The sequence below is a fragment of the Oryzophilus luti genome (genome assembly GCF_059726245.1).
In genome coordinates this window covers 3033553-3059630 of the sequence record NZ_AP040874.1, presented here as the reverse complement: position 1 = coordinate 3059630, position 26078 = coordinate 3033553, and the positions used below count along the sequence as shown (strand labels likewise).

Here is a 26078-nt window from a genome sequence, read left to right as displayed (position 1 = left end):
CTCCCAAGGAGTCACAGCTAATCCCATGAGCCGCAACTTCGCACGTTTTCTCCCTGTTCTGGTTCTGGCGCTTGCCATCCCTATGTTCGGACAGGCTCCCGCCGCTGCACCGACCAAGGTAGGCATCATTGATATCCAGCAGGCCATCCTTCGCAGCAACGAAGGTCAGCGCGACTTCGAGGCTCTGGCGAAGAAGTTTGACCCCAAGCGCACCGAACTCGAAGGCACCAACAAAGAGATCGAAGAGCTGAAGAAGCGCCTGCAGACCACCCAGGACAAGTTGAGCGATGACGCCCGCAACACCCTGGTGAAGGAAATCGAGGCCAAGAGCAAGACCTTCCAGCGCAATCTGGAAGACTCCAACAACGATTTCCAGGCGCAGCAGAATGAGATCGCGCAGCGCATTGGCCAGAAGATGATGCAGACCGTGGACAAGTACTCCAAGGAAAACGGCTTCGCTCTCATCATCGACGTGGGCGGACAGCAGAGCCCGGTTCTGTGGGCGTCTCCGGCGGCGGACATCACGCAGCCGGTCATCGATGCCTACAATACGGCGTCCGGCGTTGCCGCTCCGGCCAAGCCTGCCACTCCCGCCAAGGCTCCGGCCAAGCCGGCCGCGAAGTAATCGAGCAAACTCGGCAATGGAAGGCCACCCCGCGCGGGTGGCCTTTTTGTTTTTCCGCCCGTGTGAGACTCCGTTTTCAGCAGAAAAGTTCCTGACATATTTTTGTTCCGCGCGGAACAAATGCATTGCCCGGCGGTGTCCAAGGTTACATCACGGCTGGGAGGTGCCCGATGTTCGATACCCTGGACCGCTCCATGCGCAACCCGCGCAGCAGATGGACCGCTGCGTTGTCGTTCACCCTGCAGGCAGCCGGAGTCTGCGTGCTGCTCCTCATCCCATTGCTCTACACCGAAGCGTTGCCCGTGGTGCGCGCAGATGCCGCACTGCCGCCGCCACCGCGCCGCGCCGAGTTCGACAACCAGCGCGTTACGGAAATCGTCTCCGCGCGCCATGAGACTCCGAGCGAAGTCCGGGACGGCCACGTCATGCTGCCCACGCGGATTCCCGATCGAATTGATCGCACGGTTGATCCGGTTGAGCCGCAGATGGGCAGCACGATGCCCGGCGCCATCCCGAACGGGGTTGGTGCTGGCGACGACCGTCTGCGCGCACTGACCGCCCTGCTGCCGCCGGAACCGCCGCGGCCAACTGTCGCCACGCCGAACGTCGCACCGAGAACTCTGCGGTTGTCTCATCTTGATGCGGGCATGCTCATCAAGCGCGTGGATCCCTCTTATCCGAGCCGTGCCCGCCTCACCCGAACGCAGGGCATCGTGCGGCTGCACGCGGTGGTGGACCGCAGGGGAGAAGTGGCGGAGCTGAGCGTCATCTCCGGCCATCCATTCCTTGTTGCCGCCGCCATCGATGCCGTCCGCCAGTGGCGGTACCGCCCCTACCTGCTAAACGGGGAGCCGGTTCCGGTGGAGACCGAGATCACCGTGAACTTCATTCTGGGGCAGTAAGAGAAGCCCTCCAACGGGCGGATGCACGAGGCCTATCCTCACTCCGCCCGACTGTTTCGTTGTGAAACAATTTGCCGATGAAATTTTCTGCCATCCTGTGGAAATTTCTGTGGAGAACAATGGACGGGGCAATCCAGAAAAATGTCAGAAGTTGGCAGCCTGCCCTCAAACTGATGCGACTGTTGTTGTAACAGATTGTTAGTCAGGCACTTGTGGAGCTGCTCAAAATTCATTTGACGGAAATAGAGAGACGAATCCTGCCGTTCGAAAAATTGAGTTTTGCACAAATTTCTAAACTGTGAATGCGTATGAGCGTTGGCCAGCGCTGAATCCAAGTTCAGAAAAATCAGCAGCTTACTAACGTAACCCGTAACACAAATGCAACATTGCTGACGTTTGTCGACAGGGGCCGTTCCGTGAACAAGACACTGAATTCTAGACGCCGAGTGCCAATTCCCGGGGGCGTTGCGCGTAGCCATCCGGCGCGGGGAGCGCACGAAAGTGCCTTGCCAGACGTGGGAGATACTCCGCAAGCGGCGTGTAGTTCATCGCAAGCTCGCGCCTGCTGCGCTGGTTGTCGAGCGCGCTCATCCAGGGATCGCTGAAGGGTGAGCAGGCAGGCAGCAGTCCGGCTGCCTGCAGCTTCTGCGCGGAGACCCGCCGCACGGCGGCGCGGGTGCCAAGAGCCTCCGCCAACTGACCGAGGAAGTCTTCGAGCGTCAGGCTCTCATCCTGCGAAATGTTGTAGCCGCGTCCGACGATGTCCGGATGGGTGGCGGCGATTGCGATGGCCTCAATCACGTCGCTGCCATAGATGTGGCGCAACAGCGGATGAGGAATATCTGGAATGACAATGGGGCCGCCGTCGAGCAGCCGCGCAACGTAGTTGTGGATGCGCGAGAAGTGGTCGCGTTCACTGTTGACCATCGGCAGCCGCAGTGTGACCACCGGAAAGCCGAACTCGGCATGTGCCGCGTTGAGGGCGTCTTCGGCAGCGCGTTTCGCCACGCCGTAGAGCCAGTCCTTCAGGTCATGAGCTTCGCCGGGCTGCGCCATCACCGGTCCCGCGTAGTCCTCTTCGAGGAACGGTCGCTCAAGGCCCTCGCGCACGAGGTAGACCTGCCCGGTGCTGATGAAGATATAGCGGCCCACGCGCCCGCGCAGCGCGGCAACGGTGGTTTGAGCGTCGGGGCCGTTGTAGAGCGTGGTATCCACGACCAGGTCGAAGTCGCGCATGGCGAGCGCGTCGCGGAGCTGTTGCGGATCGCTGCGGTCGGCGTGCAAGCGCTCCACGGAGGCAGGCAGTTCGCCCGGGGTGATGCCGCGATTGAGCACCGAGACTGTATGCCCAAGCTCCAGCATGCGCCCGGCAATGCCCGGTCCAAGGTTGCGAGTTCCGCCGATGATGAGTACGCGCATGCTGCCAGGCCCCACTGCTTGCTAGCTGTTCTCTTCGTTGACCTTCAGGACCGCGAGGAAGGCCTCTTGCGGAATCTGCACACGGCCCACCTGCTTCATGCGGCGCTTGCCTTCCTTCTGCTTTTCCAGCAGCTTGCGCTTACGGCTGATGTCGCCGCCATAGCACTTGGCGAGCACGTTCTTGCGCAGGGCCGCGACGGTTTCGCGGGCAATGATCTTGGCTCCGACGGCGGCCTGAATGGGCACCTCGAACTGCTGGCGCGGAATCAGTTCGCGCATCTTGCTGACCAGCGAGCGTCCGCGATCATAGGCAAGGTCTTTGTGCACGATGATGGAGAGCGCGTCGACGGGATCGCCGGCCACAAGAATATCGAGCTTCACCATCGGAGACTCCCACCATCCGGAGAGATGGTAGTCGAGCGAGGCGTAGCCACGCGAAACAGTCTTCAGGCGGTCGTAGAAGTCGAGCACAATCTCATTCAGCGGCAGCTCATAGGTAAGCATGACGCGGTTGGTGCCCACGTATTCAAAGTTCTTCTGGCGTCCGCGCTTTTCTTCCACCAGCTTCAGAATGGCGCCGACGTACTCTTCCGCCGTAAGGATGGTGGCGGTGATGACCGGCTCTTCAATTTTCTCAATCAGCGTTGGGTCCGGCCACTTCGAAGGATTGTCCACTTCGAGGTGCTGGCCGTCGGTCAGCTCAATCTTGTAGCGCACGCTGGGCGCGGTAACGATGAGATCGACGTTGAACTCGCGCTCCAGCCGCTCCTGAATGATCTCCATGTGGAGCAGGCCGAGGAAGCCGCAGCGGAAGCCGAAGCCGAGCGCCACCGAACTCTCCGGCTCGAAGAAGAACGACGAGTCATTGAGGCGCAGTTTTTCAAGCGCATCGCGCAGCAGGCCGTGCTCGTGGCTGTCGACCGTGTAAAGCCCGGCGAAGACCATCGGCTTGATGTCCTCAAAGCCGGGCATTGCCTCCAGCGCCGGACGGGCATCGTCGGTGATGGTGTCGCCAATCTTGGTGTCGCCCACGTTCTTCATGGTGGCGAAGAAGAAGCCGACTTCACCGGCCGTAAGCTCGTCAATGGCCACCGGCTTGGGCGTAAGCACGCCCATGGTCTCCACCTGGAAGGCCTTGCCGTTGGACATCAGACGGATCTTCTGGCCGACCGCCATGCGTCCGTTGACAATGCGGGCGAGCACGCCAACGCCGCGATAGGGGTCGAACCAGCTATCGAAGATCAGTGCCTGCAGCGGCGCGTCCGGGTTGCCCTTGGGCGGCGGAATGCGCTGCACGATGGCTTCGAGCAACTCCGGCACGCCGACGCCGGTCTTGGCCGAAATTGGCAGCGCGTTTGAGGCATCGAGGCCGACGGCGTTCTCCACCATCTCCTTGGTGCGCTCAATGTCGCTCGAAGGCAGGTCAATCTTGTTGATGACCGGCAGAATTTCCAGGCCGTGATTGATGGCGATGTAGCTGTTGGCCAGCGTCTGGGCCTCGACGCCCTGGGTGGCATCCACCACCAACAGCGCGCCTTCGCACGAGGCCAGCGACCGCGAGACTTCGTAGCTGAAGTCGACGTGGCCGGGCGTGTCGATGAGGTTGAGCTGATAGGTGACGCCGTCATGCGCGGTGTACATCATGCGCACGGCGTGGGCCTTGATGGTGATGCCGCGCTCGCGCTCCAGCTCCATGGCGTCAAGCACCTGCTCCTGACCCTGCATCTCACGGGCGCTCAAGGCTCCGGTCAGCTCCAACATGCGGTCGGAGAGCGTCGTTTTCCCATGGTCGATATGGGCGATGATGGCGAAATTTCGGATCAGTGAACGGTCCATGAGTGGGCACACAGGGCCGCCGGGCCGTTGCTGGCGCAGGGCGGACTACTGAAGCAATTTTAGCATTGCTGGCCGCTTCCGGCGCGGGGAAGCAGGTGATCGGCAGACCCGGCTGCAAGCAGTTTTCTGGTGACTCACCTGGAATGAAGGGCCGTGCCGCGAAAGTGTTCTGTTTGCAGAAGGACCATATCCGAAGTAACCATGCTTTCAGCCGGAACAAGCCGGAGCGCGGTGGCGGCGATGCTAGTGTGAAAGAGAGGGAACAACTTTCACGGCATGGATTCGAGGCGCAGGACCTTATCCTCGAATCTCCGAAGAAAGCTTGTTCCATTGGCGTGCCAGCAGTTTCCTGGGAAGGGTCGGATATGTACCTGATGCGGATTGTGTCGAAGAAGTGTCCCCGGTGCGACAGCCACAACGTGCACAAGTCTCGTCGGCGCACAGAGGACTTTGCCTGGTTATTTCCGCTGCTGCTGCCTCTCCGCTGCCATGACTGCCTGGAGCGCTTCCATATCCCGTTCTACCTCCGCCCGTTTGTGACGGGCAGGAACACGCGGCGGCAACCCACATCGGTTGCAAACTGACGCCCTCTGAATCGGTAATCCGAGAACTTTCCGGCGTTGGGTCGTCTCATGTGGCGCATTCTCAGCGCCGCAGGGAGAGTCCAATCAACACCTTTACGGCGACCGGGCGGCCGTCGATTTGTGCCGGCTGGAAACGCCATCCCCGCAGTGTCTCCACGGCCAGCGGGCCAAGAGCCTGATTCGGCTGCGCCACGCGCAAATTTTGCGGTACGCCCGCTTCGTCAATAACGCACGACAAAAACACCTTCTGGTAGCCACCGGCATTCGGCGACGTAGGCGGCATGGGCTTGCTCTGCGGATACGGTGGTGTCAGCAGGCCATTGCCGCCAACGTTGCCAACCACGGCGTACTGCATGGGCCAGTCGGGCCCGCCACCTGCGTCCGCCATGCTGATGTGGACCGTGTAGACAGTTTCCTCGCGGCGGAAGACGCCGAGATCCTGAATGGCTCCTCCGCTTGCGCCGGAGGAGATGATGGTCAGGTCGTAATGCTGTGCTCCGCTGCGCGTGGAGGACGCATGGGCCGTTGAGCCGCGCCCCGAGGTGCCGCCGAGGATCATGATGCCGGGCATGGACGTGCCACCGCCAGAGCCTGAACTGCTTCCGCCTGCCGCGCCGGAGCCTGTCCCTGAGCCATCGCCAGAGGAATGTCCTTTCCCATTGCCGGAGCCGCTCGCGCCGCTTCCTGCATGAGCGTTCTTTCCACTTCCGGTGCCTGTGCCATTGCCAGTGCTGCCCGAGCCAGCCTTTGCTGTGTTCTTACCGCTTCCGTGAGAAGGCGAGGCGGCACCGTGAGCCGCTCCGGCTCCGCCGCTTGCGCTCTTTTCGCCGGGAGGCTCAACGGCGAAGCTGCCGGAGAGTTCTGCTTCGGGCAGCACCGTGGTGTCCGAGAAAGGCACGCTGACGGCGTTCAATACCAATGCAGAGACCGTGCTCGGCTTCGCCTCAGTCTCCAGCCGGGGCTGCGCGCGTGGCGTTTCGGCAACCTTCGGCATTGCCGCGCTGGCGTGCGGTGACGGCATGGGCAGCGACGGAGTGCTGCGGCGGTTCGGATCGTCGGGCAGGACGTTGATGGGCGACTTGGGCTCGGCGGGCGCGAAGGCCGGAAGCACCGCGGCGGCCAGCACGGCCATGCTCGGAAGCCGAAGCGGAAACTTCAGCTTGGGTGGCTGCACAAGGTCCGGGCGGCGAATCGTCTGCACAGAGTTCGTCGCGTCCGGCAGCACGGTGACAATGCGCTGCGGGCCGGAATAGACGGCATTGGGCTTGAGTGCTGGCTCGGGGGCTTTGGCGACCGCGCGCTTCGCTGGAGCAGGTGCCTGCAATTTGCCGCTTCCGGCGCTTTCCGAGCCACCGTTGGCTTTGGGCAGGATGGTGGGCAACTCCAGCGCCGCGTGCTCGCGCTCCGGCTGCTTCAGCTCAAGGGCGAGCGAAGTCTGCGGCAGACGAAGCTCCACTCTCGGCGCCGGAGGCAGAAAGTACCAGAACCAGACGATGGCGCCGAAGACCACGACGTGCATCAACGCGGAGCAGCAGAGGCCGGTGACCGGCACCAACGGCGGCACCCGCTCGAAGCTCAACGTCACATCATCCTGACCGGGCAGCACGTACGGGGGCCAGTTCTCCGCGTTGTGGTACACCACACGGCAATGGGTCTGGAAGATCACCGTAATAGCTGCGGCCGCAGGATGGGGTAGGCCGAGGTCGGGTTCAGCACCATCTTCAGCGTGGAGTTGCCGCCGAACTGGATTTGATCCGCCACGATGCTGCCCAGTGCGAAGCTGCTGCCTCCCGATCCGCCCTGGAAGGACAAGGCGTCTGCATTGGGGGAGGCGCTGACCCCCGAACTGGTGAAGTACATGAAGCCCGAGAAGATGAAGCTGCCGCCGCCGCCAAGGGACGGCGAGGCAACCACCTTCCGTGACTGGAAGAACAGGAATCCGTGATCCTTGCCAGTGCTGGATCCGTAGGTGCTACTGCACGGGCCGTACAGGATGTTTCCATCAATTGCAGTAGGCACGGCTGAAGGCACAGCGGTGCCGCCCGGGCATTGCAGTCCGGTACTTGGCAACGACCAGCTATTGCCGGAGGTCGTCGCTCCGTCCGTGCGATAGGACACGAGGCAGCCGGAGGCTCCCCAGGTGGTTCCCGAAGGAGTGATCGCAGAGGTGGTGCACGCGCTGGTCTTGCCGGTGTTGCTGCCGAAGTTGACCGTGCTTGACGTGGTGAAGAAGAACGTTGCTCCCTGCGTGCCATCGCCGGTGGCGGTGCTCATGCGGGTTGTGGTGTTGGAGCCGGGAGTGAAATCCGCGCCCAGATAGTAGAGCCCCGGATCAAAGAGGAACGTGGAAGAGGAGGTGCCTACCGGCCCCATGTTCTTCCAGGAAATTCCGTTATCGCTCACCGTCCCCGCAACGCTGGAGGTGCTCCACTTTGGGGGAGTCGTGGCGTTGGAAGTTCCTGCATTCAGCGCCTGGAACATGTAGTTGTTGCTGTTGTTGGAGGTAGGAACAAGGAGTGCCCCGGCGGCATACGCCGTGGAAGCCGTCCAATCGGTGCCATACGGCGATTTGAAACTGTTGCTCATCAGGCAGGCATTGCCCCCGGCGGCAACCTTGTTGCTTGTGCAGGAGGTGTAATCGCCCGCGCTGAATTCCACGCAGCCGGAAGGGTCCGGGCAGCCGTTGATGGTGAAGGCCACGGGGCGGGCGCTTCCCAGCGTCGAGGGTTTGGAGGGTTCGGCGATTTCGGCCCAGGGGTCACCGAACGGAGCTCCCTGCTTGTACCAGGTTCCGGAGCCGAGTGAGACACCGCCCGGCTGGCTCTCATTGCCAACCACCCCGAAGTCGCCTCCGGTGCTGCTGGTGCCAGCTTGCGTGAGGTTAATCAAAGCGTTGCCGGAAACAACCACGGCGCTGGTGTTACTGGAGTCGACCTGGATGGAGCGCTGCGGACCGCCGAGGATTTGAACAGTCGGCGTGCCCTTGGTGGAGAGCGAACTGCTGATGCTCGGGTTCAACACCACGAGAGGAACCGGGAAATTTACGGCAGCCATGCCGCAGGTGGCCGAGGCCGTAACCGTGTAGCTGGACGACTTGGTGGCCAGACGGGTGAGGATGGTGGGCACCGCGTCGGAGACCACGACCTTGATGTACGGGTTCGGGATGGAGTAGGCGCTCAGGTCGTACCCGCTCACGGTGGAAGGGAAGCTGACGCTGACGCTCTTGCCGCTGTACCCGTTCAGCGAGGCATAAACACAGGGGGAGGACGAGGTGTTGCTGGAACAGTCGTAGGCCGTGCCGATCCAGGAGAACGTGAGGCCGGAATAGTTCTTGTACTTGGCGAACAGGTCGGCCGCGCCAGCCTGGCAGGAAGCGTCGGCGGCGGCCTGCGCCATCTGGCGATGCGCCCAGATCTGGGTGTAATCGGTGGCGATGCCAACAGCGGCCAACAGGAACGCAGCCATCAGCACCACGATGACGATCATGCTCTGACCGCGCTCACGGGACGAACCATTCACGAATTGACAGGGCAGCTTCATGGTCTCTAGGGCGCCGCGTTGACGATGCGGCCTTCGGCATAGGCGTTCATGGTCGGCGGCGACTTCATCACAAGGTTGATGTACGGGATGTAGCTGTAGGCAACCTGCACGACCACTCGCTGCGAAGCCAGCGGAGCGCTGGAGCCGGAGTCCGGGTAGGTGATCGTAACGGTCAGCGCGTTGGTGTTGTGCAGTGAAGCCTTGGCAAAGTTTCTCACCACGGCGGTTGTGTTGGTGGTCAGCGTGGTCTGGCTGTTGACGTTGTGCACGATGGCGTAGCGGACGCCCTCGTTGGCAGCGTCGGCCATGACCGTGTAGGTGTACATCAGCATGCAGATTTCGAAGATCCAGAAGACGAGCGTCACCAGCACCACGAGCGTGATGGTGCTCTCAATGGTTGCCTGTCCACGCTCACCGCGCCGCCGGATTGGAGTTGCCAGTTTCATCGTCAGAAGTAGAGAGAGCGCATGGTCACGCGCCGGTAAAACGTCAGGTTTGAAGGCAACACCACCCGGAACAGCGCGCCGGGAACCAGGGGCTTGACGGTATAGGCCACGGCCACGCGCCGCAGCACAAACCGGGAATTCTCCGGGTCCGCAGGCATGACCGGGAAGCTGTACCCTGTCCGGTTGACGCTGCAAGTAGCGGTGCCTCCGCCGATGGGCGTGCTGCACGACTGCACGTAGGCCTTGGTGCTGGCATTGGTATCCAGCGAATGCGCCAGGTTCTCAACCACCAGCGCGATGACGTCCGAATTCGACGGCGCCGTTGGAACCTGGGCCATGCCTGCGCCCCCCTGAGAGGCATACTCGGCACCCAGCCGCGGGGCCGAGGACAGGTTGACGATGGCAAACCAGAAGTAGCCGTAGTTGAAGGCGTTGAACGCAATGCCAAGCAGCAACGGCAGCAGCAGTGCCATCTCCAGCAGGTTCTGTCCACTTTCGCGCGACTTGGTCCTGCGCCATACCTTCATAGGAGTGATCCTTGCCACGCACCCGGAGAAGACAGGCTCCCCTCAGGCGCGCACGAAATCAAAACAATCGCCGATCTGCGTTCCGCTGGCCGCTAGCGCGCCGCTGGGAAGCTCCAGCACCGCATAGGCTCCCCAGTAGACGGGCGTGACGCGGAAGGGCGGCATGGCGGGCCGCAGGGCCAGCACCTTCCAATCCCCGTCCAGCACCACCACATCGATGGGGAACATCATCCCCAGCGTGTGGACGCCTTGCGAAGGCGTAATCAGCAGGCCGTCACCGGACTGGAGGCCGCGCTCTCCCAACAAGCCAAAGATGCGCGTCAGTCCGTTATCAGCCACGCGAACCTTGTCTCCCAGCACCGTGCCGCGCGTCTGGTTCAAGGCCCGAACCGTTTTCTTCTGCCAGCGCATGAATCGTTACGACACCCTGCGGCCGCGCGACGCCATGCGCTTGCGGCGCGTGACGATGATGGCTACCACGATGACGAACATGACACCGGCGATAATGCGAAGGGTTTCAGCAGACATGTTTTCCACCTCGTTCCGAGAGTTACTTCAAAAAGTTGTCCAGATTGCGTGAAATGTTCAAAATCGCGGGCAGCAGCAGCACCACGAAAATGCTCGGGAAAATGAACAGCACCAGGGGGAACAACAGCTTGATGCCGGCCTTGGCGGCAACTTCTTCCGCCATCTGTGTGCGGCGCAGGCGCAGGCCATCGGAGAACTGACCGAGGGCATTGGCGATCGGCGTTCCGAACCGCTCAGTCTGCACCAGCATGGTCACGAATTGCCAGACAAAATCGATATCGAGCCGTTCGGCCATGCCGCGCCAGGCGTCGAGGCGGGTCTTGCCCGCGCGCTGCTCGCGGCTGACGATAAGCAGCTCGTCGGACAACTCCGGCGAGGTGAGCCTCACCTCCTCACCCACGCGCACCAGCGACTGGTCGATGCCGAGGCCGGCCTCCATGCAGATGACCAGCAGGTCGATGGCGTCCGGCAGGGCGCGGCGGATGGCGTCACGGCGGCGGTTGATAAGCTGCGTCACCACCAGGTCCGGACCGAAGAAACCGACCGCGCCGCCCACCAGGGCGAGGGCGACGATGTTGGAGCCCGCGAAGCTGGCCGCCAGAACGAACACGACGGGCGCGAGCATCTTTGCCGAAGCGAAGACCTCCACATGCTCCGGCTTGCGGAAGCCTGCCAGCGAAAGCCGGTATGACAGCTCGCTGTCGTTCGACGTGATGAGATCGCGGATCGGCTTCACCAGGCTGGTGAAGATGGAGGCAATGTTGCCCACTCCGGTCGGCGCGTCATGCAGCAGGTTGCTCTCGACGGGGACATGGGCGGCGACGTCGGCCAGGCGTTCGTCGACCGTCTCCTTGCCGCCCCACCACACGAAGAGCAGCGCCATCAGGAGAAATACCGAAACCATCACGGAAATGAGCAGTAGCAGCATTGCCCTCGTCCTCTGTCCTAAACCTTGACCGTTACGATCTTGCGAATCACAAGTACGCCGAAGAACATGGAAATCACGGCACCGAGCACCCAGCGCTGTCCGGTGGGATCTTCAAAAAGGATCTTGCCGTAGCCCGGGTTGACCGCGTTCATGATGAAGAACATGGCGACCGGCAGCATGCAGAGAACCCATCCGGTGGCGCGGCCTTGGGCGGTGCGGATGCGCACCTGACCCTCCACGCGTCCGCGGTCGCGGATGACCTGCGAAGTCTTGTCGAGCAGTTGCGCCAGGTTGCCGCCGGTCTCCTTCTGCACCAGGATGGCAGTGACCAGGAACTGCAAATCCGGCAGCGGCATGCGACGGCAAAGGTTCAGCATGGCCTCGCGGAAGGGGAGGCCGAAGCTCTGCTCATCGGCCGCGCGGCGGAACTCGCTTCCGAGCGGAGCGGGAATCTCCTTGGCTACCAGTTCGAGGCAGGTGCTCAGCGCCTGTCCCGCGCGCAGGCTGCGAGCCATCAGGTCGATGGCCTCCGGCAGCGCATTGGCAAACTTGCGGAAGCGGAGATTGCGCTTCTGTACCAGAACCAGATAAGGAATTGCGCCAAAGGCCAGGCCGGGGATCCAGCCGACGAGATTCGGTGCAATCCACCAGTTGCCGAGCATGGCGCCGATGGCGATGGAGATGAACGTGGCGAACGCAACGCGGCCCACGGTCCAATCAACGTCGGCCTGCTGAATCAGCAGTTGCAGGTGAAGCGCGAAGCGGTTATGGCGCAGGAACCGGTCCAGCGAAGGAATGCGGCTGAACGCAACTTCCTGCTTGAGAATGCCGTAATCGTCTTCGCCCGCGTAGTTCAGCTTGTGGTCGAGCGCAACCAGGCGCGCATGAATGCGCTTGTCCTCCTTGGAGGGCTCCGTGAAGAACGCGACCGCCGCGAACACGGTGACCAGCACGATTAAGAAGACGCTTACGTAGGACACGGTTAGACCTCGACGACGTGCTCAAACAAGTTCGATGGAAGCTGGATGCCGGAGGCGCGCAGCCGGTCCATGAAGCCCGGGCGGATTCCGGTTGCGCGGAAGCGGCCGAGAACGCGGCCATTCGGGCCGATCCCGAGACGCTCCAGCACGAAGATATCCTGCAATCCGACCATCTCATCGGAGACGCCGGAGACTTCCGAAATGTGTGTGACGCGGCGCGTGCCGTCGCTGAGTCGCGCAATCTGCACAATGATGCTGATGGCCGAAGCCACCTGCTGGCGGATGGCGCGATCCGGCAGGTTGACCTCCGACATGAGCGACATGGTCTCCATGCGGGCAATGGCGTCGCGCGGATTGTTGGCGTGAACCGTGGTCAGCGAGCCGTCGTGACCGGTATTCATCGCCTGCAGCATGTCCAGCGCTTCACCGCCGCGGACTTCGCCCACCACAATGCGGTCTGGACGCATACGCAGGGAGTTGATGACCAGCTCGCGCTGGCGCACCGCGCCCTTGCCTTCTACGTTCGGCGGACGGCATTCCAGGCGAACCACGTGCGGCTGCTGCAACTGCAACTCGGCCGAGTCTTCAATGGTGACGATGCGCTCGGTTGCGGGAATGAAGCTGGAGAGCGCATTCAGCAGCGTGGTTTTGCCCGCGCCGGTGCCGCCGGAGACCACGATGTTCAACCGCGCCGCCACGGCTCCCTTCAGCAATTCCAGCATGGGCTGCGTCAGGGTGCGGTTGGCGAGCAGCTGCTCCACGCCAATCGGCGTGCGGCCAAAGCGGCGGATGGAGAGGATGGGGCCATCGACCGCCAGCGGCGGAATGATGACGTTGACGCGCGAGCCGTCTTCCAGGCGGGCATCGCACATCGGCGAACCTTCATCGATGCGCCGCCCCATCGCGGAGACGATCTTGTCGATGATGTGGCGCAGGTGCGCGGAGTCCTTGAAGGTGACGTCGGTCAGCTCCAGGCGTCCGTTGCGCTCAATGTAGACCTGGCGGTGGGTGTTCACCAGGATGTCGCTGATGTTCGGGTCCTGCAGCAGCGGCTCCAGCGGGCCAAGGCCAAAGACCTCATGCAGCACTTCGCGGCAGAGGCGGTCTTTCTCCGAGGCGCTGAGCGGCACGCTGAGGGCGGAGATCAGTTCGAAGATGACGCCCTGGACCTGGGTGCGGGCACGCACGTCCTGCAACGAGGTCAACTTTTCCAAGTCGACCTTGTTGAGCAGGTCGCGGTGCAGACTGGTCTTCAGGTCCTGATATGACTCGAAGACCTGAGGATTGCCCTTGCCCGCCATGACTGCTGACCCGTTGCCAAATCCGAACGCCATACGACTGCCTCCTGCGGAATGTCCCACTTTCCGTGGGGACGCTTAACGAATCATGCGGCGGAAGAATCCACCCTGCTGCGGCTCCTGCGCGGAACTGCGGCTGGAGGATTGAGACAGTAGCTCGCGCGCCCACTCCTCGATCGACTGTGCAAACTCGGAGCGCCTGCCTGCCTCAACCGGCATGCCGGAGTTGATGGCGCGGATGACCTCGTTGTAGCTGTTGGGCACCTTCAGCCAGATGGACTGATGCAGTGCCTGCTCAATCTTGTCGTCCTGCAGCGGTCCCTTCTTCGAGTGGCGGTTGAGCACGATCGAAACGGTCTGGCTGCTGTAGCCGAGCTTCAACAGATGCTCCAGGTAGCGTGCGGCGTTGCGCACTGCCGGAAGCTCTGCGGTGATGACCACGGCAACCTGGTCGGACTGCGCAATGCTGGCCAGCGTCACATCGGTCAGCCCCGGAGGGCAATCCAGCACGACGAACGGGTAGATGTCGGCGAGGAAGCGAAGCGTCTGCTCCACCGCCGCCGGTGAGGCAAAGCGGGTGGCGTCGAGCGCCTCAGGGGAATCCAGCACGTCGAGCTGCGAACCTTCATAGTGCGAGACAAAGCCCTGCAACAGCTCTTCATCCAGGCGGTCCGTGTTGCCCGCCAACTCATAGAAGCTGTACTGGTGACGCGGCGTTCCCAGGTAGAGCGAGACGTCGCCGAGCGCGGGATGCTGATCCACCAGCAGGGTGCGTCCGTCGCCGAGCTTGGACAGGCTCAGCGCCAGGTGCATTGCCAGCGACGTGGTGCCGGTGCCGCCCTTGGCGCCGATCACGGTGATGATCTTGCCGCGGACGCGCGAGCGAATTCTTTCCTTCTGCTTCGCCTCCACGTGGGCAAGGGCTTCCATCACGCGCTCCGACTGCAACGGCTTGATCAGGTATTCCGTGCATCCGCTGCGCATGGCGCTGATGATCCGGTCCGGGGCCGAAGACGACGACACCGCGAAGATGTACATGTCGGAGCAGTCGACAAGCAGGCGCTGCACCAGCCAGCTGGCCTCGTCCGGATTCTGGTCCATGTCGATGAGGCAGATGCGGCTTTGCGCGTGCTCCAGTGCGTAGGCAACTTCACGCTCGGCGCCAACATAACGCTCGGCGTTGCCGGCGACTGCGCCGCCCGGAACGCTCATCACGATGTGAGCCAGCGCTTTGTAGGAAGCCGGGTCCAGACACACACCCATCAGGGAAATGCGTCCGGCGGCGGCAGAGGCAGTGGTTGTGCTGGGTGTGCTCATGGCTACTTCTTTCCCTCGCCGTTGCCGGGCAGAGTCTTGTCAAACGATGGCGCTTCCATCGGTGGCAGCGCCGTCTTGGGATCCGCAGTTGCCGGGGTGCCTGGGGCGGCCGCCGGGTCCACAATCGATGGCGTAACCAGTACCACCAGCTCGGTCATGGTCTTCTGCGTGGAACGTGAACGGAAAAACTGGCCCAGGATCGGAATGTCTCCAATGCCGGGCATCTTCTCAAAGGTTGCGGTGGTGCGGTTGTCGAGCAATCCGGCAATGCCGAAGCTCTGGCCGTCCTTCAGTTCGACCACGGTTTCGGCGCGGCGCGTAGAAAGTGCCGGCAGCACAAAGCCGCTGATCGTCACGGAATTGGTGTAATCGAGCGCGCTCACTTCCGGCGCCACTTTCAGGCGGATGGTGCCGTCGTTGTGGACGTTGGCCGTGAATTCCAGCTTCACGCCATAGGGGCGGAACTGAATGGTCACCGAGCTGCTCGTTCCGGCCGTTCCACCCTGCACCACGGGGTAGGGGAACTCACCGCCCGCGAGGAAGCGGGCCGGTTCGCCGTCAATGGCCAGCAGGTTGGGCTCTGCCAGAATCTGCAGCACATTCTTCTGCTGCAGGTCGCGGATGGAGAGTCCGAGATTGATGTCCGAGCGATAGACGAAGACGTTGAGCAGGTCGGAGAGGGTGAAGACCGACGAGGAGGTGGTGGTGCTGCCGGTGCTGGCTCCGCCGAGCTTGCCGCTGTTGCCCAGGGCCACTCCGCCGAACTGCTGCGTGCCGATGGAGCCAATGGTGTTGGCCGCGCCGGTGCTCAGCAGGTTGATGCCGAACTGATCGAGCTTGGTGCGGTCGACTTCGGCAAAGCGCACCTTGAGCAGAACCTGCTTCTGGCGCGGAGCCGCCATCACCTGCAGAGAATTCACCACGTCCTTGGCGAAGGGCGCGGCGATCTTGCTCATCTGTTCCACCACGCTGAGGGAAGAGACGTTGCCGCTCAGCACGACTTTGCCTTCCTCGGCTTCCACCTGGATGGCTTCCTTGGGGAAGGCGCGGCTGACGGCATCGCGCAGCATCGCCACGTCCACATCGGCGTAAACCTCCACCAGGCGGGCCTGACCATCTTCGGTCCACATGATGAGGCTGCTGGTGCCGGGCGTGTTGGCCGTCACCACCAGTTCATTGGGCGCCGTGGTGGCCGAGGTCAGCACGTTGGGGTTGCCAATGAGGACGCGCTTCAGTCGCGCCTCGGTGCGGATGACCAGCGAATGGCCGGCCAGCAGGTGCACTACCTGGCTGGCGTTGGCGCTCTGCGGAAACGTCTGCGGAGCGGTGGCCGGAGCCGCGGTGTCTGCGGAGGTCTGCGCCAGCGAGGCGGCACAAAGCCCAGTGGCAAGCAGGGCAATAGCGAAACAGCGTCGAGTGTTGCGCATCAGGCGAGGCATGGCATTCCTTCGGCTACTGGGCAGTGGTCTCAAACTTCGACACCGTGGATTTATTGCCCGCAATGGTTTCCACCGAATACGCGGGCGACTTTAACTTGGCAATAATCTTCCGGACCGGTTTTTCCGCAGCGGGTGCGGCCTTGGCGGCGCCCAGCGAAGCCAGATCCACCGGCGTGCTGGCCAGCTGCTGGGAGTCTCCGCCGTTGCGGAGCACCAGCTGGATGTTGCCCTGCTGCTGCGCCAGCGCCAGCTTCTCAGCCTCATCCGGCGAAACCAGAAGGGTGGCGATCGCCACGTTCTCCGGCTTGGCCTGCGGGTCGGCCACCAGCTTGGCGCCGGTGGAAAGCACGCGGATGTTCTGCAGAACGGTGCGGGTGCTCATGGTGTTGTTGTCACCGCGCAGCGTCACCAGCACGTCCACGCGGGCACCGGGCACCAGCAGTCCGGCAAGATTGCTGACTTCGTTGGTGCGCACGGCCACGGCGCGCATTCCGTCCGGAATGTTGGCGGCCAGGCCAAACGTGGAGGGCGAGGCGATGGCGTTTTTCGCCAGCGGCTGTCCGGCAGAGATCGGATAGAGCAGGACGCGGCCAACCACGTCTTCTTTCTTCTGCACCATGCCGTCGGGCGAGATGCTTGCGGGCCAGTCGATTTCCTTCACCTGCTCCGCCGTGATCGGCGTGGCGGGCTGGAGTTCGGCGGTGGCCGCCATGACCTTCACCGTCTTCGGCTTGGCCGCAGCCTGCTGGCGGGTCATCTTCACGTAGAACACCGAGGTGATGGCCAGTGAGACGACCAATGCAATAACGAGCGCGATACCTAATCTTCGAGTGTCCGTAAGTCACCTCACAAACCCGGTCTCTGCCAATCGATCGGCGGGCCTGTGGCCCGGTCCAGCATCAGGCGAGACGCGACAATGCGGCCCAGACAAGAGTTCCTGCGGCGAATGCGAGCGCATACGGCATTCGAACCGTTTGGGAGTTCTCCAGATTGATCGTGGGATGAGATTCCAATCCGTGACGGGCGTGATGTACGGCCACCACGGCGGTGTTGCGAAACGTCTGCAGCAGCTGGCCGCGGCGGATTACGTAAATCACCGCCAGCACGCCGCCGCAGATGGCGGTGCAGACCAGTACGGGCATCGCGCTGGATACGCCCACGACGCACCCCAGCGCTGCGGCGAGCTTCACGTCGCCCGCGCCCATGGCCCGAACCACGTAGAACACCATAAAAATGCCGCCCAGCAGAAGTCCGCCTTCCAGTGACTGCAACGCGCCCCGAACCCCGCCGAAGATGCCGTTGACCAGCAGCCCGGCAAGCATGGCGAAATAGGTCAGGCGATTCGGAATGCGGCGCTCGCGTACGTCCACTACCGCGGCCATGACGGCCAGGGCCAGAGCGAGAGCGAGCGTGACTTGCGAAGCGTGCATACTCAGATCCACAGACAACGGTTAAGCACCGGAGACCGCGTCGGCGGCCTCCGGCGCGGGTGAACTAGGAAACAGCGGTGATCGCGCTCTGGATCTTGGTGTTGATCGCGCTCAGAGCGTTGGTCAGAACACTGGCAAGGCTGCCGGAACCGGCAACCACGGCAAAAGCGATCGCAGCCAGCACCAGGGCGTATTCAACGAGATCCTGGCCGGACTCTTCACGATGGAAATTCTGGACAAACTGGACAAGCTTCATGGACGTGCTCCTTTTTTTGTGCAGGTGACGGATCCTGCAAACTTGCCTTGTTCCCTTGTTACGATCGCGAGAGTCAAGCCCCCGAGATTCAACCCAGACTCGTTACAAGGCTGTCTCGTATAAGTGCAGGTCGCTTGCCAAGGTCGGCCCGAGTGGCCAATCTCTGTAAATGGCTGAATAGGAATGCCATGATGTCCAACAGGACAGTGCCCGCTTTCCTCATGTGTGCAAGAAAATGCACATCCAACACACCGGATGTGCACATCGCTCCGTTTTCCCTCAGGCGGACTCCAGAAAACCGGCCTTATTACCGCGAAATCTTTCCTGAATTCGTGCCGTGGCAGTCCTGAAAATGATTCCCGCAAAAGCCACTTATATGCTGGGTCTCTCTGTGGCAGAATGTGGCCCTCGAAAAGGAGGGCGGAAGTTGGAAGACCAGCGTGCAGACGAAGCTGTCCGAGAGGCCCCGGGGCGGCGGTGTCCGGTTTTGCTTTCCTTCCCGGCTGCCATCCTGGCGCTGGTCGGCTTTTTTATTGCGTATGTCTGCCGGAGCCGGCTGGCGGAGCCTGACATCTGGTGGCACCTGAAGAATGCTGAACAATTGTTCAGCAAACAGGGCATTGCCCGGGTGGACCAGTATTCCTTCACGGCGGCGGGCGCTCCCTGGATCGACCATGAGTGGCTCTCGGAGGTGGCCTATTACCTCGCCTTCCGGCTGATGGGGCTGCGCGGCCTCATGGTGCTGTACACCCTTCTGTGCCTGGCAATCAGCTTCCTGCTCTATTACCTGTGCCTCCGCGCCCACGCCAATCCGAAGACCTCCTCCATCCTTCTGATCCTCGGCATCATGCTGGCGAGCGTGTCCTATGGGCCGCGCATGCTCCTCTTCGGCTGGCTCTGCCTGCTGGTGGAGTTCATCCTGCTGGAGCGCTTCATGGCCGGCGAGAAGGTCTGGCTGTGGCTGCTGGGACCGCTGTTTGCCCTCTGGGTGAATCTGCATGGCTCGTGGGTGTTCGGCCTGGTGGTGTTCGGTGGGTTCCTGGCGGGGGGTGCGCTTGAGGTGGACCGGGGGCTGATCGAGTCGCACCGTCTGAGCTGGCGGCAATGGAAGCAGGCGTTCACAGCCGCAGCGCTGGCGGTGGCGGGGTTGTTCGTCAATCCATTTGGATACCGCCTTGTGTTCTATCCCTTCGACCTGATGTTCAAGCAGCAGATCAATATGGAGAACATCGAGGAGTGGAGCTCCGTCAATTTCCACGATGGCCGGGGCAAGATGGTGCTGGTGTTCCTGCTGCTCATTCTGGCGACGGCGCTGATTTCAAAGAAACGCTGGAAGCTCTATGAGGTTCTGCTGGGGGCCTTCGCCCTGTACTCTGGCCTGACGTATGCCCGCATGCAGTTCTTTATGGCCATTGTCTTCGTGCCCATCCTTGCCTCGCGGGTTGAGTTGTTCCCTCCCTACGATGAAGACAAGGAAAAGCCAATCCTGAACGGCATCATCATCGCCGTGGTGCTGCTGGTGCTGGTGGCACGCTTCCCCAGCGAGGCAAAGTTAAAGGCAGAGTTGAGCACCTCGTATCCGGACGCAGCGCTGGCGGCCATGAAGAGCCAGGGTATCCACGACCGCGTCTTCAACGAGTACCTGTGGGGCGGCTACATGATCTGGGCCGCGCCGGAGATCAAGACCTTCATCGACGGGCGCGCCGACCTGTTCGTCTACAACGGAACGTTCGCGGACTACATCCATATTTCGGTGGTGGAGCAGCCGTTTGAGCTTCTGGACAAGTACCAGATCAAAGGCGCGTTGCTGGCGGCGAGCGGGCGTCCGGCCTATCTGCTGAGTCACAGCCCCTGCTGGCATGAGGCCTATCGCGACAAGCTGGCCGTGGTCTTTACTCGAGTGGAGTCCGCGCAGGGGGCGTGCCAGTTGCTGCCGCGAGCGGGAGAGAAGTAGCCGTGACCGGGCCGGAGCAGTGGAACCAGCCAGAACGCTGCTGGAAAGACCTGCTGCTGGCCCTCATGCTGGCGGCGCTTGCGGCCTGGTGGACATCGCCATTCCTGCACTTCGCAAGTCTGCAAATTGATGAAGGCATTCTGCTGCAGGGCGCCGTGCGGGTGCTGCAAGGCCAGCTGCCGTATCGTGACTTCTTTTCCTTCTACACGCCGGGGTCGTACTACCTCTACGCCGCAATCTTTCATTATTTCGGAATCACATTGGCAGCAGCGCGCAGCATGTTGCTGGTCTATGCCGGGCTGTTCGCCGCTCTGAACTACCTGTTGGCCCGGCGCGTTTCGGGCCGGCTGGCATCCGTGTTTGTGGCGGTGATGGTGGGTCTCACCTGCCCGTGGTTCTATGGCATGGTTCTGCATGGGTGGGACAGCAGCGCGGCAGTGGTACTTTCCATCTATTGCGCCGTCTGGTATCTGCAATCCGGGCGTCTGCCCTGGATGCTGGGCACCGGAGTCTGTGCCGGTCTCACGCTCGTCATCGAACAGTCGAAAGGGGCGGGGCTGCTGCTTGGGTTTGCCCTGGCGCTCGCTCTCCTCTGGAAACTTGGCGCGCTGCGCGTCAACGTGCGGCACCTGCTCGCCGGAGCGCTGGGGGTGATGGCGCCGCCTGCCATCGTGGTGGCGTACTTTGGCGCCAAGGGCGGTCTGGGCGACATGTATGGCGGGCTCCTCTGGCCGTTCCACAATTACTCCAAGGCCAATCATGTGCCGTACGGACACATGCTCTTTCTGGAGGCACTCAAGCCGCTCTTCCTTCACGGATCGGCATTTGAGCGTGTCTACCTGGTGCTGGCGGCGAGTGCGCAGTTCCTGCTCGTACTGCTGCCCGTGGTGATTGTGGGTTTTGCTGCGTTGACCGTGGCCCGCAGGCAGAACAACTCACAGGCCGCCGCTCCGGAACAGACGTTTCTTGGCTTTTCCGCAGCAGTACTGACGGGGTTGGTGCTGGCGCTGAACTTCACCGGGCGCGCGGAATTCTTCCACATGCTTTTTCTGGCTCCGGCATTCCTATTTGCCACGCCGCTGCTGGTGGACGCGCGGCTGGTTCGAACGTCATGGCTACCGCGACTGGCACCGCTGATCGCTCTTTATACGAGCGTGGCAATGCTCGCCTGCATGCCTCACCTGGGCTATCCGGGCAGGCTCAGTGTGCATGCGGTGGAAACCCGTGCCGGCCGGATCGAGATCTCAAAGGATGAGGACATACTGCCGTATCTGATGCGGCATACGAGACCCGGGCAGGAACTGCTCATTTACCCTTACTTGCCCACCTATTCGTTCCTTACCCGCACGATAAGCCCGACGCGCTATGAATATCTCCAGTACGGCATGCACACGCCCGGCCAGTTCGACGAAGCGCAGCGGGAGCTGCAGGCCAGCCGGGCTGAGAGTGTGCTGATGGAGATTGGGGTTCAGTCCTGGACGCCCGAGGTCTGGCCAGCGACTCCTGCAGAAGCTCTCGCCCGCGATCCGATGGCGGACTATATCCTCACCAACTATCAACCGTGCCAGCGGCTGCACCTGGCCAAGAGGCCGTTTGTCTTTCTGGTGCGGAAAGACCTGACGTGCCCGGTGGAGGGAGCGGCCACGCACTGATCCGGCTAGAGCGTGCGCGGTGCGGGGTGCGCCAATGCGGACAGCGCTTCCAAAACCCGCCGCCCGTCGGTGCCCCTGATGGGCAGCAGGTTGGCCACGCCCAGCACCAGGTTCAACTGCATCAGCCACGCCAGTACTCCGGCATTCAGGTTCCAGAGGCAGGCCGCAATCACCAGGTTCACCAGCGGGCCGGCGGAGGCGATCAGCAGCTCTGCCTGCGGCTCCACGCGCTCGCGGCGCAGGTAGGCTCCCAGCCCGCAGAGTCCGATGCCCGAGACGCGAACCTGCAGCAGCCGTGCCACCAGAAGATGTCCACCTTCATGCAACAGCACGCAGGCAATAAACAACGCGGCAGCCAACACCCCGGCACGCGGACCAAAGCGCGCAACCGCGATGGTGGCAATGGCCGCAACCGGAAGCAACGCCCGGTGAGAGATTTCCAATTGCATGTTTCTGATATGCCGCGTCATGTGCTTGACCTCTGTGGGAGCCGCTGCGGAGCGCAGGGCGGAATTCGCATTCACTCGGGAAATCGACTGGACGCAAAGCCTGGATGAGCGATTGTTTGTCGCGGGCGTGTGCGGCGTTCCAAGCTGCATCGCAGTCGCAGGATGGGAATAAGCGCCCCTTGCGGCGGCACTCGGAAGTGCTACGACTCGGGGCGAACATGAGATTTCATCGGCGATTCCGCGACCATGGTCGAACGCTGCGGTATGCTTGCGGGCATGCTTTCCAAGGCGATGAAGTGCGTGTTTGTCCTGTTGCTGCTGGGGTGGATGGCTGCAGCGCAGCCCCCCTGTGCGCAAACTGTGGCACGCCATGCAGGCGAAGCGAAGAAGATTCAGGCGGAGTTGCTGGCCGTGAAGTTGCGGGACGAGATGGATGTCGATGTGACTCCGGCGACGCAGAAACGGATTCGCGAGCTAAAGGATTCTTTGGCATCGGTCAGCGACGTGTATATGGGCTGCGCGGAGAGTGCGCAGGCCGAGCCGTCGGTGATGGAGCAGACCCTGGCTGCTGCCGTGGGAGCGAACCAGAAGTCGCAATCGGTGCAGCCACAGACGGCCGGGAATGCGGTTCTGCTTGACGGAATCTATGGGAATGCACTGGAGGTGCACGTTAAGCACTTGGAAGGCCACCCGGCGCTGCGTGCGGTGGAATGGACGTTCGGCATTCCGTGCAGCTTTGATTCCGTGCTGCTGGTCTATCAGCACGAAGGGGCGGGATGGCGCCAGGTAATTCGCTGGCAGAGCAAGGACTATGAGGAGATCAGCGGCGCCTACGGAGACTTCCTGCAATATGCGGCAGTGCCACTGGGCAAAGGCTGGGCGCTGGCGGCTGCGCACGGTACGCCTTGGTGTACCTCGCGCATGAGTCTCTTTGTTCTTGATGTGATGACTTTCCGATCTGCTCAAGGCGCGCAGAAGACGGCATTTCACAAAGAACGGGGCTACAGCCGGGGAGACATCGTTCCTGTGATGAAGCCGCGCGCAGACGGTTTTGACCTGCGGCTGGAAGTGAACATGAAGGACACAACCGTTCTCGTTCGTAAGGGCGTTTACCGCTACAGTACCGCTGATGGCACCGTGCGCCGCGTGCAGCCGGTGGCGATGAATGGACGCGACTTCGTGGATGAGTGGCTACAGGTGCCGTGGAGCGAGGCTGGCGAGTGGTCTGCTCCGGAACACGCTGCGGCGCTCCAGCAATGGCACGACAACTTCGAGCGGCGGGAGAAGTCGGAGAAAGACTATCCGTCCGTAGAATACGGAGCGGTGCGCGCCTGCGGGGACTCGCCAAAGCACTTCCAAGCGGAAGTACAAATCGACCAGAAGCCTGCCTACTTCCAACTTCTGCAGGGGACAAATTCCTTTACCATGCAGCAAATGACGCAACAGCCTGCGGCGGCGTGCAAGAGCGCGGACCTGATGCGGAAGTCAAAGTAGGGAAGAGCGAACAGGTCACAAGCAACGATTTAGAGCGGGGTGCGCATGACCAGGGGGCGTTTGGAGGCGTTCAGCGATGGCGTGATCGCCATCATTATCACCATCATGGTGCTGGAGATGAAGGTGCCGCACGGCAGCGATCTGGCGTCGCTGCGTCCGCTGTGGCCTGTCTTCGTCAGCTATCTGCTCAGCTTTGTTTACGTGGGCATTTACTGGAACAACCACCATCACCTGCTGCACGCGGCCTCGCACGTGACGGGCGCCATGCTGTGGGCGAACCTGCACCTGCTCTTCTGGCTGTCGCTGTTCCCGTTCGCCACCGGCTGGATGGGCGAGAACCACTTTGCTCCGGCAACCCTGATGCTCTACGGCGCGGTGCTGCTGATGGCCGCCATCGCCTACTGGATTCTGCAGCGGGTCATCCTCAACACCGAGGGCTGCGACTCGGCGTTGCGGCAGGCGCTGGGCCGCGACTGGAAGGGAAAGCTCTCGCCGCTCTTCTACCTCGCGGGCATGGTGAGCGCGTGGTGGACGCCGTGGGCCGCAGCAGCCCTGTACGTGTTTGTCGCGCTGATGTGGCTGGTGCCCGATCGCAGAATCGAGCGAATGCTGTCATCGCAGCACCGGTAGGCCTCTGCGTCCGCATAAAAAAGCCCCAACCGGAAATTCCGGATGGGGCTGTTGCGTTCAGCGGAGAAACGTTAGACGGCGGCCAGCTCCTGCTCGCGCTGCGCGGCCACCCATGCTTCGCGCATCTTGAACTTCTGGATTTTGCCCGAACCGGTCATGGGGAAGCTGTCGACGAAGGTGATGTGGCGCGGGATTTTGAAGCTGGCGATCTGGCCGTGGCAGAACTCCCAGACCTGTTCGACGGTCATGGCCGAGCCAAGCTTCAGCTTGATCCACGCGGCAACTTCCTCGCCGTACTTCTCGCTGGGGATGCCGAAGACCTGCACGTCGATGATCTCCGGGCAGGTGTGCAGGAACTCTTCGATCTCGCGCGGATAAATGTTTTCGCCGCCGCGGATGATCATCTCCTTGATGCGTCCGGTGACGCGGACGTAGCCGCGCTTGTCCATCGTGCCCAGGTCGCCCGAGTGCAGCCAGCCATCGGGTTCCACTGTCTTGGCCGTGCTCTCCGCATCATTCCAGTAGCCGTTCATCACCAGGTAGCCGCGGGTGCAGATTTCGCCGACTTTGCCGTGCGGAACAATCTGGCCGGTCTGCGGATCGGCAATCTTGATTTCCGTGTGCGGCAGCGCGCGGCCCACGGTGGTAACGCGCAGGTCGAGCGAATCGTCGACGCGCGTCTGCGTCATGCCGGGCGAAGACTCGGTCAGTCCGTAGACGGTGGTCAGCTCGGGGCAGTGCATCTCCTCCACCACGCGGCGCATAAGCTCGATGGGGCAGTTGGCTCCGGCCATGATGCCGGTGCGGATGCAGGAGAGGTCGAACTCCTTGAAGCGCGGATGCTGGAACTGAGCGATGAACATCGTCGGCACGCCGTAGATGGAGGTGCAGCGCTCCTCATGGATGGCTTCCAGCGTGGCCAGCGGATCAAAGGCCTCCGACGGGATGACCATGGCGGCGCCGCTGGCGAGCGAACTCATGTTGGCCAGCACCATGCCGAAGCAGTGGTAGAACGGCACCGGAATGCAGATGGAGTCCTTGCCGGTGTAGCGCATGGTGTGGGCTATGAGCACGCCGTTGTTGCCCACGTTGCCGTGCGAAAGCGTGGCGCCCTTGGGGAAGCCGGTGGTGCCGCTGGTGTACTGAATGTTGATGGGGTCGAGATAGCTAAGCGTGGCTTCGCGCGCGGCTAATTCGTCCAGGCTGACCTGCTCGGAGAGTCGAAGAAGTTCCCCCCAGGCGAGCATGGATTCCGGACGGTCCTGGCCAATGTAGATGACGTGGCGCAGGTCGGGCAGGGACTCGGAGTGGAACTGGCCGGAGCGGCCGTGGCGCAGTTCAGGCGCAATCGTGAACAGGCTCTCCACGTAGTCGCAATCATGGAAGCCGCGAATGAGCACCAGCGCTTTGCAGCCGGACTGCTTCAGCGCGTAGTGCAGCTCGGCCGAGCGGTAGCGGATGTTGAGGTTGACCAGGATGGCGCCAATGCGCGCGGTGGCAAACTGCGTCAGCACCCACTCGGCGCAGTTGGTGGCCCACAGGCCCACGCGGTCGCCCTTCTTAATGCCGAGCGCCATCAGCCCGCGGGCAATGCGGTCCACTTCCTGCTGAAGCTGGCGCCAGGTGTAACGGATGTTCTGGGGACGCGAGATGAGGGCGGGGCGGTCGGGGTTGAGCGAAGTCGTACGGTCCAGTCGCTGGCCCAGGGTCAATTCCAGCAGCTCGGGAGCCTTGCCCCCGGCTGTGTAGCTCAACATCGCATCGGTAAATTCCATCGGGTCTCCTGTGCAAGGGAGCTTTTCGCGGTCCACACCACGGCACAATCTGCTACCAGCATCCGGCGT

The 26078-nt window shown here is 62.2% G+C and carries 24 protein-coding genes; 7 read left to right on the top strand and 17 right to left on the bottom strand.

Annotation, left to right across the window (positions count from 1 at the left end):
- The first annotated feature begins 25 nt into the window (after positions 1 to 25).
- On the top strand, positions 26 to 625 hold the full coding sequence (locus AC6IZO_RS12950) for an OmpH/Skp family outer membrane protein (RefSeq protein WP_497805266.1): 600 nt from the start codon (positions 26 to 28) through the stop codon (positions 623 to 625).
- A 170-nt stretch (positions 626 to 795) separates the two neighbouring features.
- Positions 796 to 1527, top strand: coding sequence for an energy transducer TonB (locus AC6IZO_RS12945; RefSeq protein WP_497805264.1), 732 nt, complete (start codon positions 796 to 798; stop codon positions 1525 to 1527).
- A 435-nt stretch (positions 1528 to 1962) separates the two neighbouring features.
- Here AC6IZO_RS12945 and AC6IZO_RS12940 read toward each other — a convergent pair whose 3' ends face one another.
- Positions 1963 to 2946: an NAD-dependent epimerase/dehydratase family protein gene (locus AC6IZO_RS12940; RefSeq protein ID WP_497805262.1), complete on the bottom strand. Its 984-nt coding sequence runs from the start codon at positions 2944 to 2946 to the stop codon at positions 1963 to 1965.
- Positions 2947 to 2967: 21 nt separating this feature from the next.
- The gene (gene lepA, locus AC6IZO_RS12935) at positions 2968 to 4782 is read right to left on the bottom strand and encodes a translation elongation factor 4 (protein ID WP_497805260.1); all 1815 of its coding nucleotides are present in this window, start codon (positions 4780 to 4782) and stop codon (positions 2968 to 2970) included.
- Between the two features lie 65 nt (positions 4783 to 4847).
- Here lepA and AC6IZO_RS12930 point away from each other — a divergent pair, with 65 nt between their 5' ends.
- Positions 4848 to 5366, top strand: a complete 519-nt coding sequence (locus tag AC6IZO_RS12930; RefSeq protein WP_497805258.1) for a hypothetical protein — start codon at positions 4848 to 4850, stop codon at positions 5364 to 5366.
- Between the two features lie 61 nt (positions 5367 to 5427).
- Here AC6IZO_RS12930 and AC6IZO_RS12925 read toward each other — a convergent pair whose 3' ends face one another.
- The 13 genes from AC6IZO_RS12925 to AC6IZO_RS12865 form a co-directional block, all read right to left on the bottom strand.
- On the bottom strand, positions 5428 to 7032 hold the full coding sequence (locus AC6IZO_RS12925; RefSeq protein ID WP_497805256.1) for an energy transducer TonB: 1605 nt from the start codon (positions 7030 to 7032) through the stop codon (positions 5428 to 5430).
- On the bottom strand, positions 7029 to 8906 hold the full coding sequence (locus AC6IZO_RS12920) for a pilus assembly protein TadG-related protein (RefSeq protein WP_497805254.1): 1878 nt from the start codon (positions 8904 to 8906) through the stop codon (positions 7029 to 7031). The genes AC6IZO_RS12925 and AC6IZO_RS12920 overlap by 4 nt, the downstream gene beginning before the upstream one ends.
- A 5-nt stretch (positions 8907 to 8911) precedes the next feature.
- Positions 8912 to 9352, bottom strand: a complete 441-nt coding sequence (locus AC6IZO_RS12915) for a TadE/TadG family type IV pilus assembly protein (RefSeq protein WP_497805252.1) — start codon at positions 9350 to 9352, stop codon at positions 8912 to 8914.
- Between the two features lie 2 nt (positions 9353 to 9354).
- Positions 9355 to 9879, bottom strand: a complete 525-nt coding sequence (locus AC6IZO_RS12910) for a hypothetical protein (RefSeq protein WP_497805250.1) — start codon at positions 9877 to 9879, stop codon at positions 9355 to 9357.
- Between the two features lie 42 nt (positions 9880 to 9921).
- Positions 9922 to 10260, bottom strand: coding sequence for a DUF192 domain-containing protein (locus AC6IZO_RS12905; protein ID WP_497805248.1), 339 nt, complete (start codon positions 10258 to 10260; stop codon positions 9922 to 9924).
- Between the two features lie 169 nt (positions 10261 to 10429).
- Positions 10430 to 11335 carry a type II secretion system F family protein gene (locus AC6IZO_RS12900; protein ID WP_497805246.1) on the bottom strand — a complete coding sequence of 302 codons (906 nt, stop codon included), beginning with the start codon at positions 11333 to 11335 and terminating at the stop codon, positions 10430 to 10432.
- Positions 11336 to 11352: 17 nt separating this feature from the next.
- A complete protein-coding gene (locus AC6IZO_RS12895) occupies positions 11353 to 12315 on the bottom strand; it encodes a type II secretion system F family protein (RefSeq protein ID WP_497805244.1) in 963 nt (320 codons plus the stop codon).
- A 2-nt stretch (positions 12316 to 12317) separates the two neighbouring features.
- The gene (locus tag AC6IZO_RS12890) at positions 12318 to 13649 is read right to left on the bottom strand and encodes a TadA family conjugal transfer-associated ATPase (protein ID WP_497805242.1); all 1332 of its coding nucleotides are present in this window, start codon (positions 13647 to 13649) and stop codon (positions 12318 to 12320) included.
- A gap of 42 nt (positions 13650 to 13691) precedes the next feature.
- The gene (locus tag AC6IZO_RS12885) at positions 13692 to 14930 is read right to left on the bottom strand and encodes a CpaE/TadZ family protein (protein ID WP_497805240.1); all 1239 of its coding nucleotides are present in this window, start codon (positions 14928 to 14930) and stop codon (positions 13692 to 13694) included.
- Between the two features lie 2 nt (positions 14931 to 14932).
- Entirely contained in the window at positions 14933 to 16369 is a 1437-nt protein-coding gene (locus tag AC6IZO_RS12880; RefSeq protein ID WP_497805238.1) for a type II and III secretion system protein family protein, read from the bottom strand.
- Positions 16370 to 16382: 13 nt separating this feature from the next.
- Positions 16383 to 17174 (bottom strand): Flp pilus assembly protein CpaB, encoded by a 792-nt coding sequence (gene cpaB, locus AC6IZO_RS12875; RefSeq protein ID WP_497809962.1) that lies wholly within the window; start codon positions 17172 to 17174, stop codon positions 16383 to 16385.
- Positions 17175 to 17268: 94 nt separating this feature from the next.
- Positions 17269 to 17799 carry an A24 family peptidase gene (locus AC6IZO_RS12870; RefSeq protein ID WP_497805236.1) on the bottom strand — a complete coding sequence of 177 codons (531 nt, stop codon included), beginning with the start codon at positions 17797 to 17799 and terminating at the stop codon, positions 17269 to 17271.
- 64 nt (positions 17800 to 17863) lie between these two features.
- A complete protein-coding gene (locus AC6IZO_RS12865; protein WP_497805234.1) occupies positions 17864 to 18055 on the bottom strand; it encodes a Flp family type IVb pilin in 192 nt (63 codons plus the stop codon).
- A gap of 601 nt (positions 18056 to 18656) precedes the next feature.
- On the opposite strand from AC6IZO_RS12865, the gene AC6IZO_RS12860 reads away from it, so the two are divergent.
- Positions 18657 to 20009 (top strand): hypothetical protein, encoded by a 1353-nt coding sequence (locus AC6IZO_RS12860; RefSeq protein WP_497805232.1) that lies wholly within the window; start codon positions 18657 to 18659, stop codon positions 20007 to 20009.
- 2 nt (positions 20010 to 20011) lie between these two features.
- The gene (locus tag AC6IZO_RS12855; protein WP_497805230.1) at positions 20012 to 21661 is read left to right on the top strand and encodes an ArnT family glycosyltransferase; all 1650 of its coding nucleotides are present in this window, start codon (positions 20012 to 20014) and stop codon (positions 21659 to 21661) included.
- A 5-nt stretch (positions 21662 to 21666) separates the two neighbouring features.
- On the opposite strand, the gene AC6IZO_RS12850 is transcribed toward AC6IZO_RS12855, so the two are convergent.
- On the bottom strand, positions 21667 to 22110 hold the full coding sequence (locus AC6IZO_RS12850) for a site-2 protease family protein (protein ID WP_497805228.1): 444 nt from the start codon (positions 22108 to 22110) through the stop codon (positions 21667 to 21669).
- A gap of 246 nt (positions 22111 to 22356) precedes the next feature.
- Here AC6IZO_RS12850 and AC6IZO_RS12845 point away from each other — a divergent pair, with 246 nt between their 5' ends.
- Positions 22357 to 23604 carry a hypothetical protein gene (locus AC6IZO_RS12845; RefSeq protein ID WP_497805226.1) on the top strand — a complete coding sequence of 416 codons (1248 nt, stop codon included), beginning with the start codon at positions 22357 to 22359 and terminating at the stop codon, positions 23602 to 23604.
- Between the two features lie 45 nt (positions 23605 to 23649).
- On the top strand, positions 23650 to 24234 hold the full coding sequence (locus AC6IZO_RS12840) for a TMEM175 family protein (protein WP_497805224.1): 585 nt from the start codon (positions 23650 to 23652) through the stop codon (positions 24232 to 24234).
- A 71-nt stretch (positions 24235 to 24305) separates the two neighbouring features.
- Here AC6IZO_RS12840 and AC6IZO_RS12835 read toward each other — a convergent pair whose 3' ends face one another.
- Entirely contained in the window at positions 24306 to 26009 is a 1704-nt protein-coding gene (locus tag AC6IZO_RS12835) for an AMP-binding protein (RefSeq protein WP_497805222.1), read from the bottom strand.
- Positions 26010 to 26078: the final 69 nt, after the last annotated feature.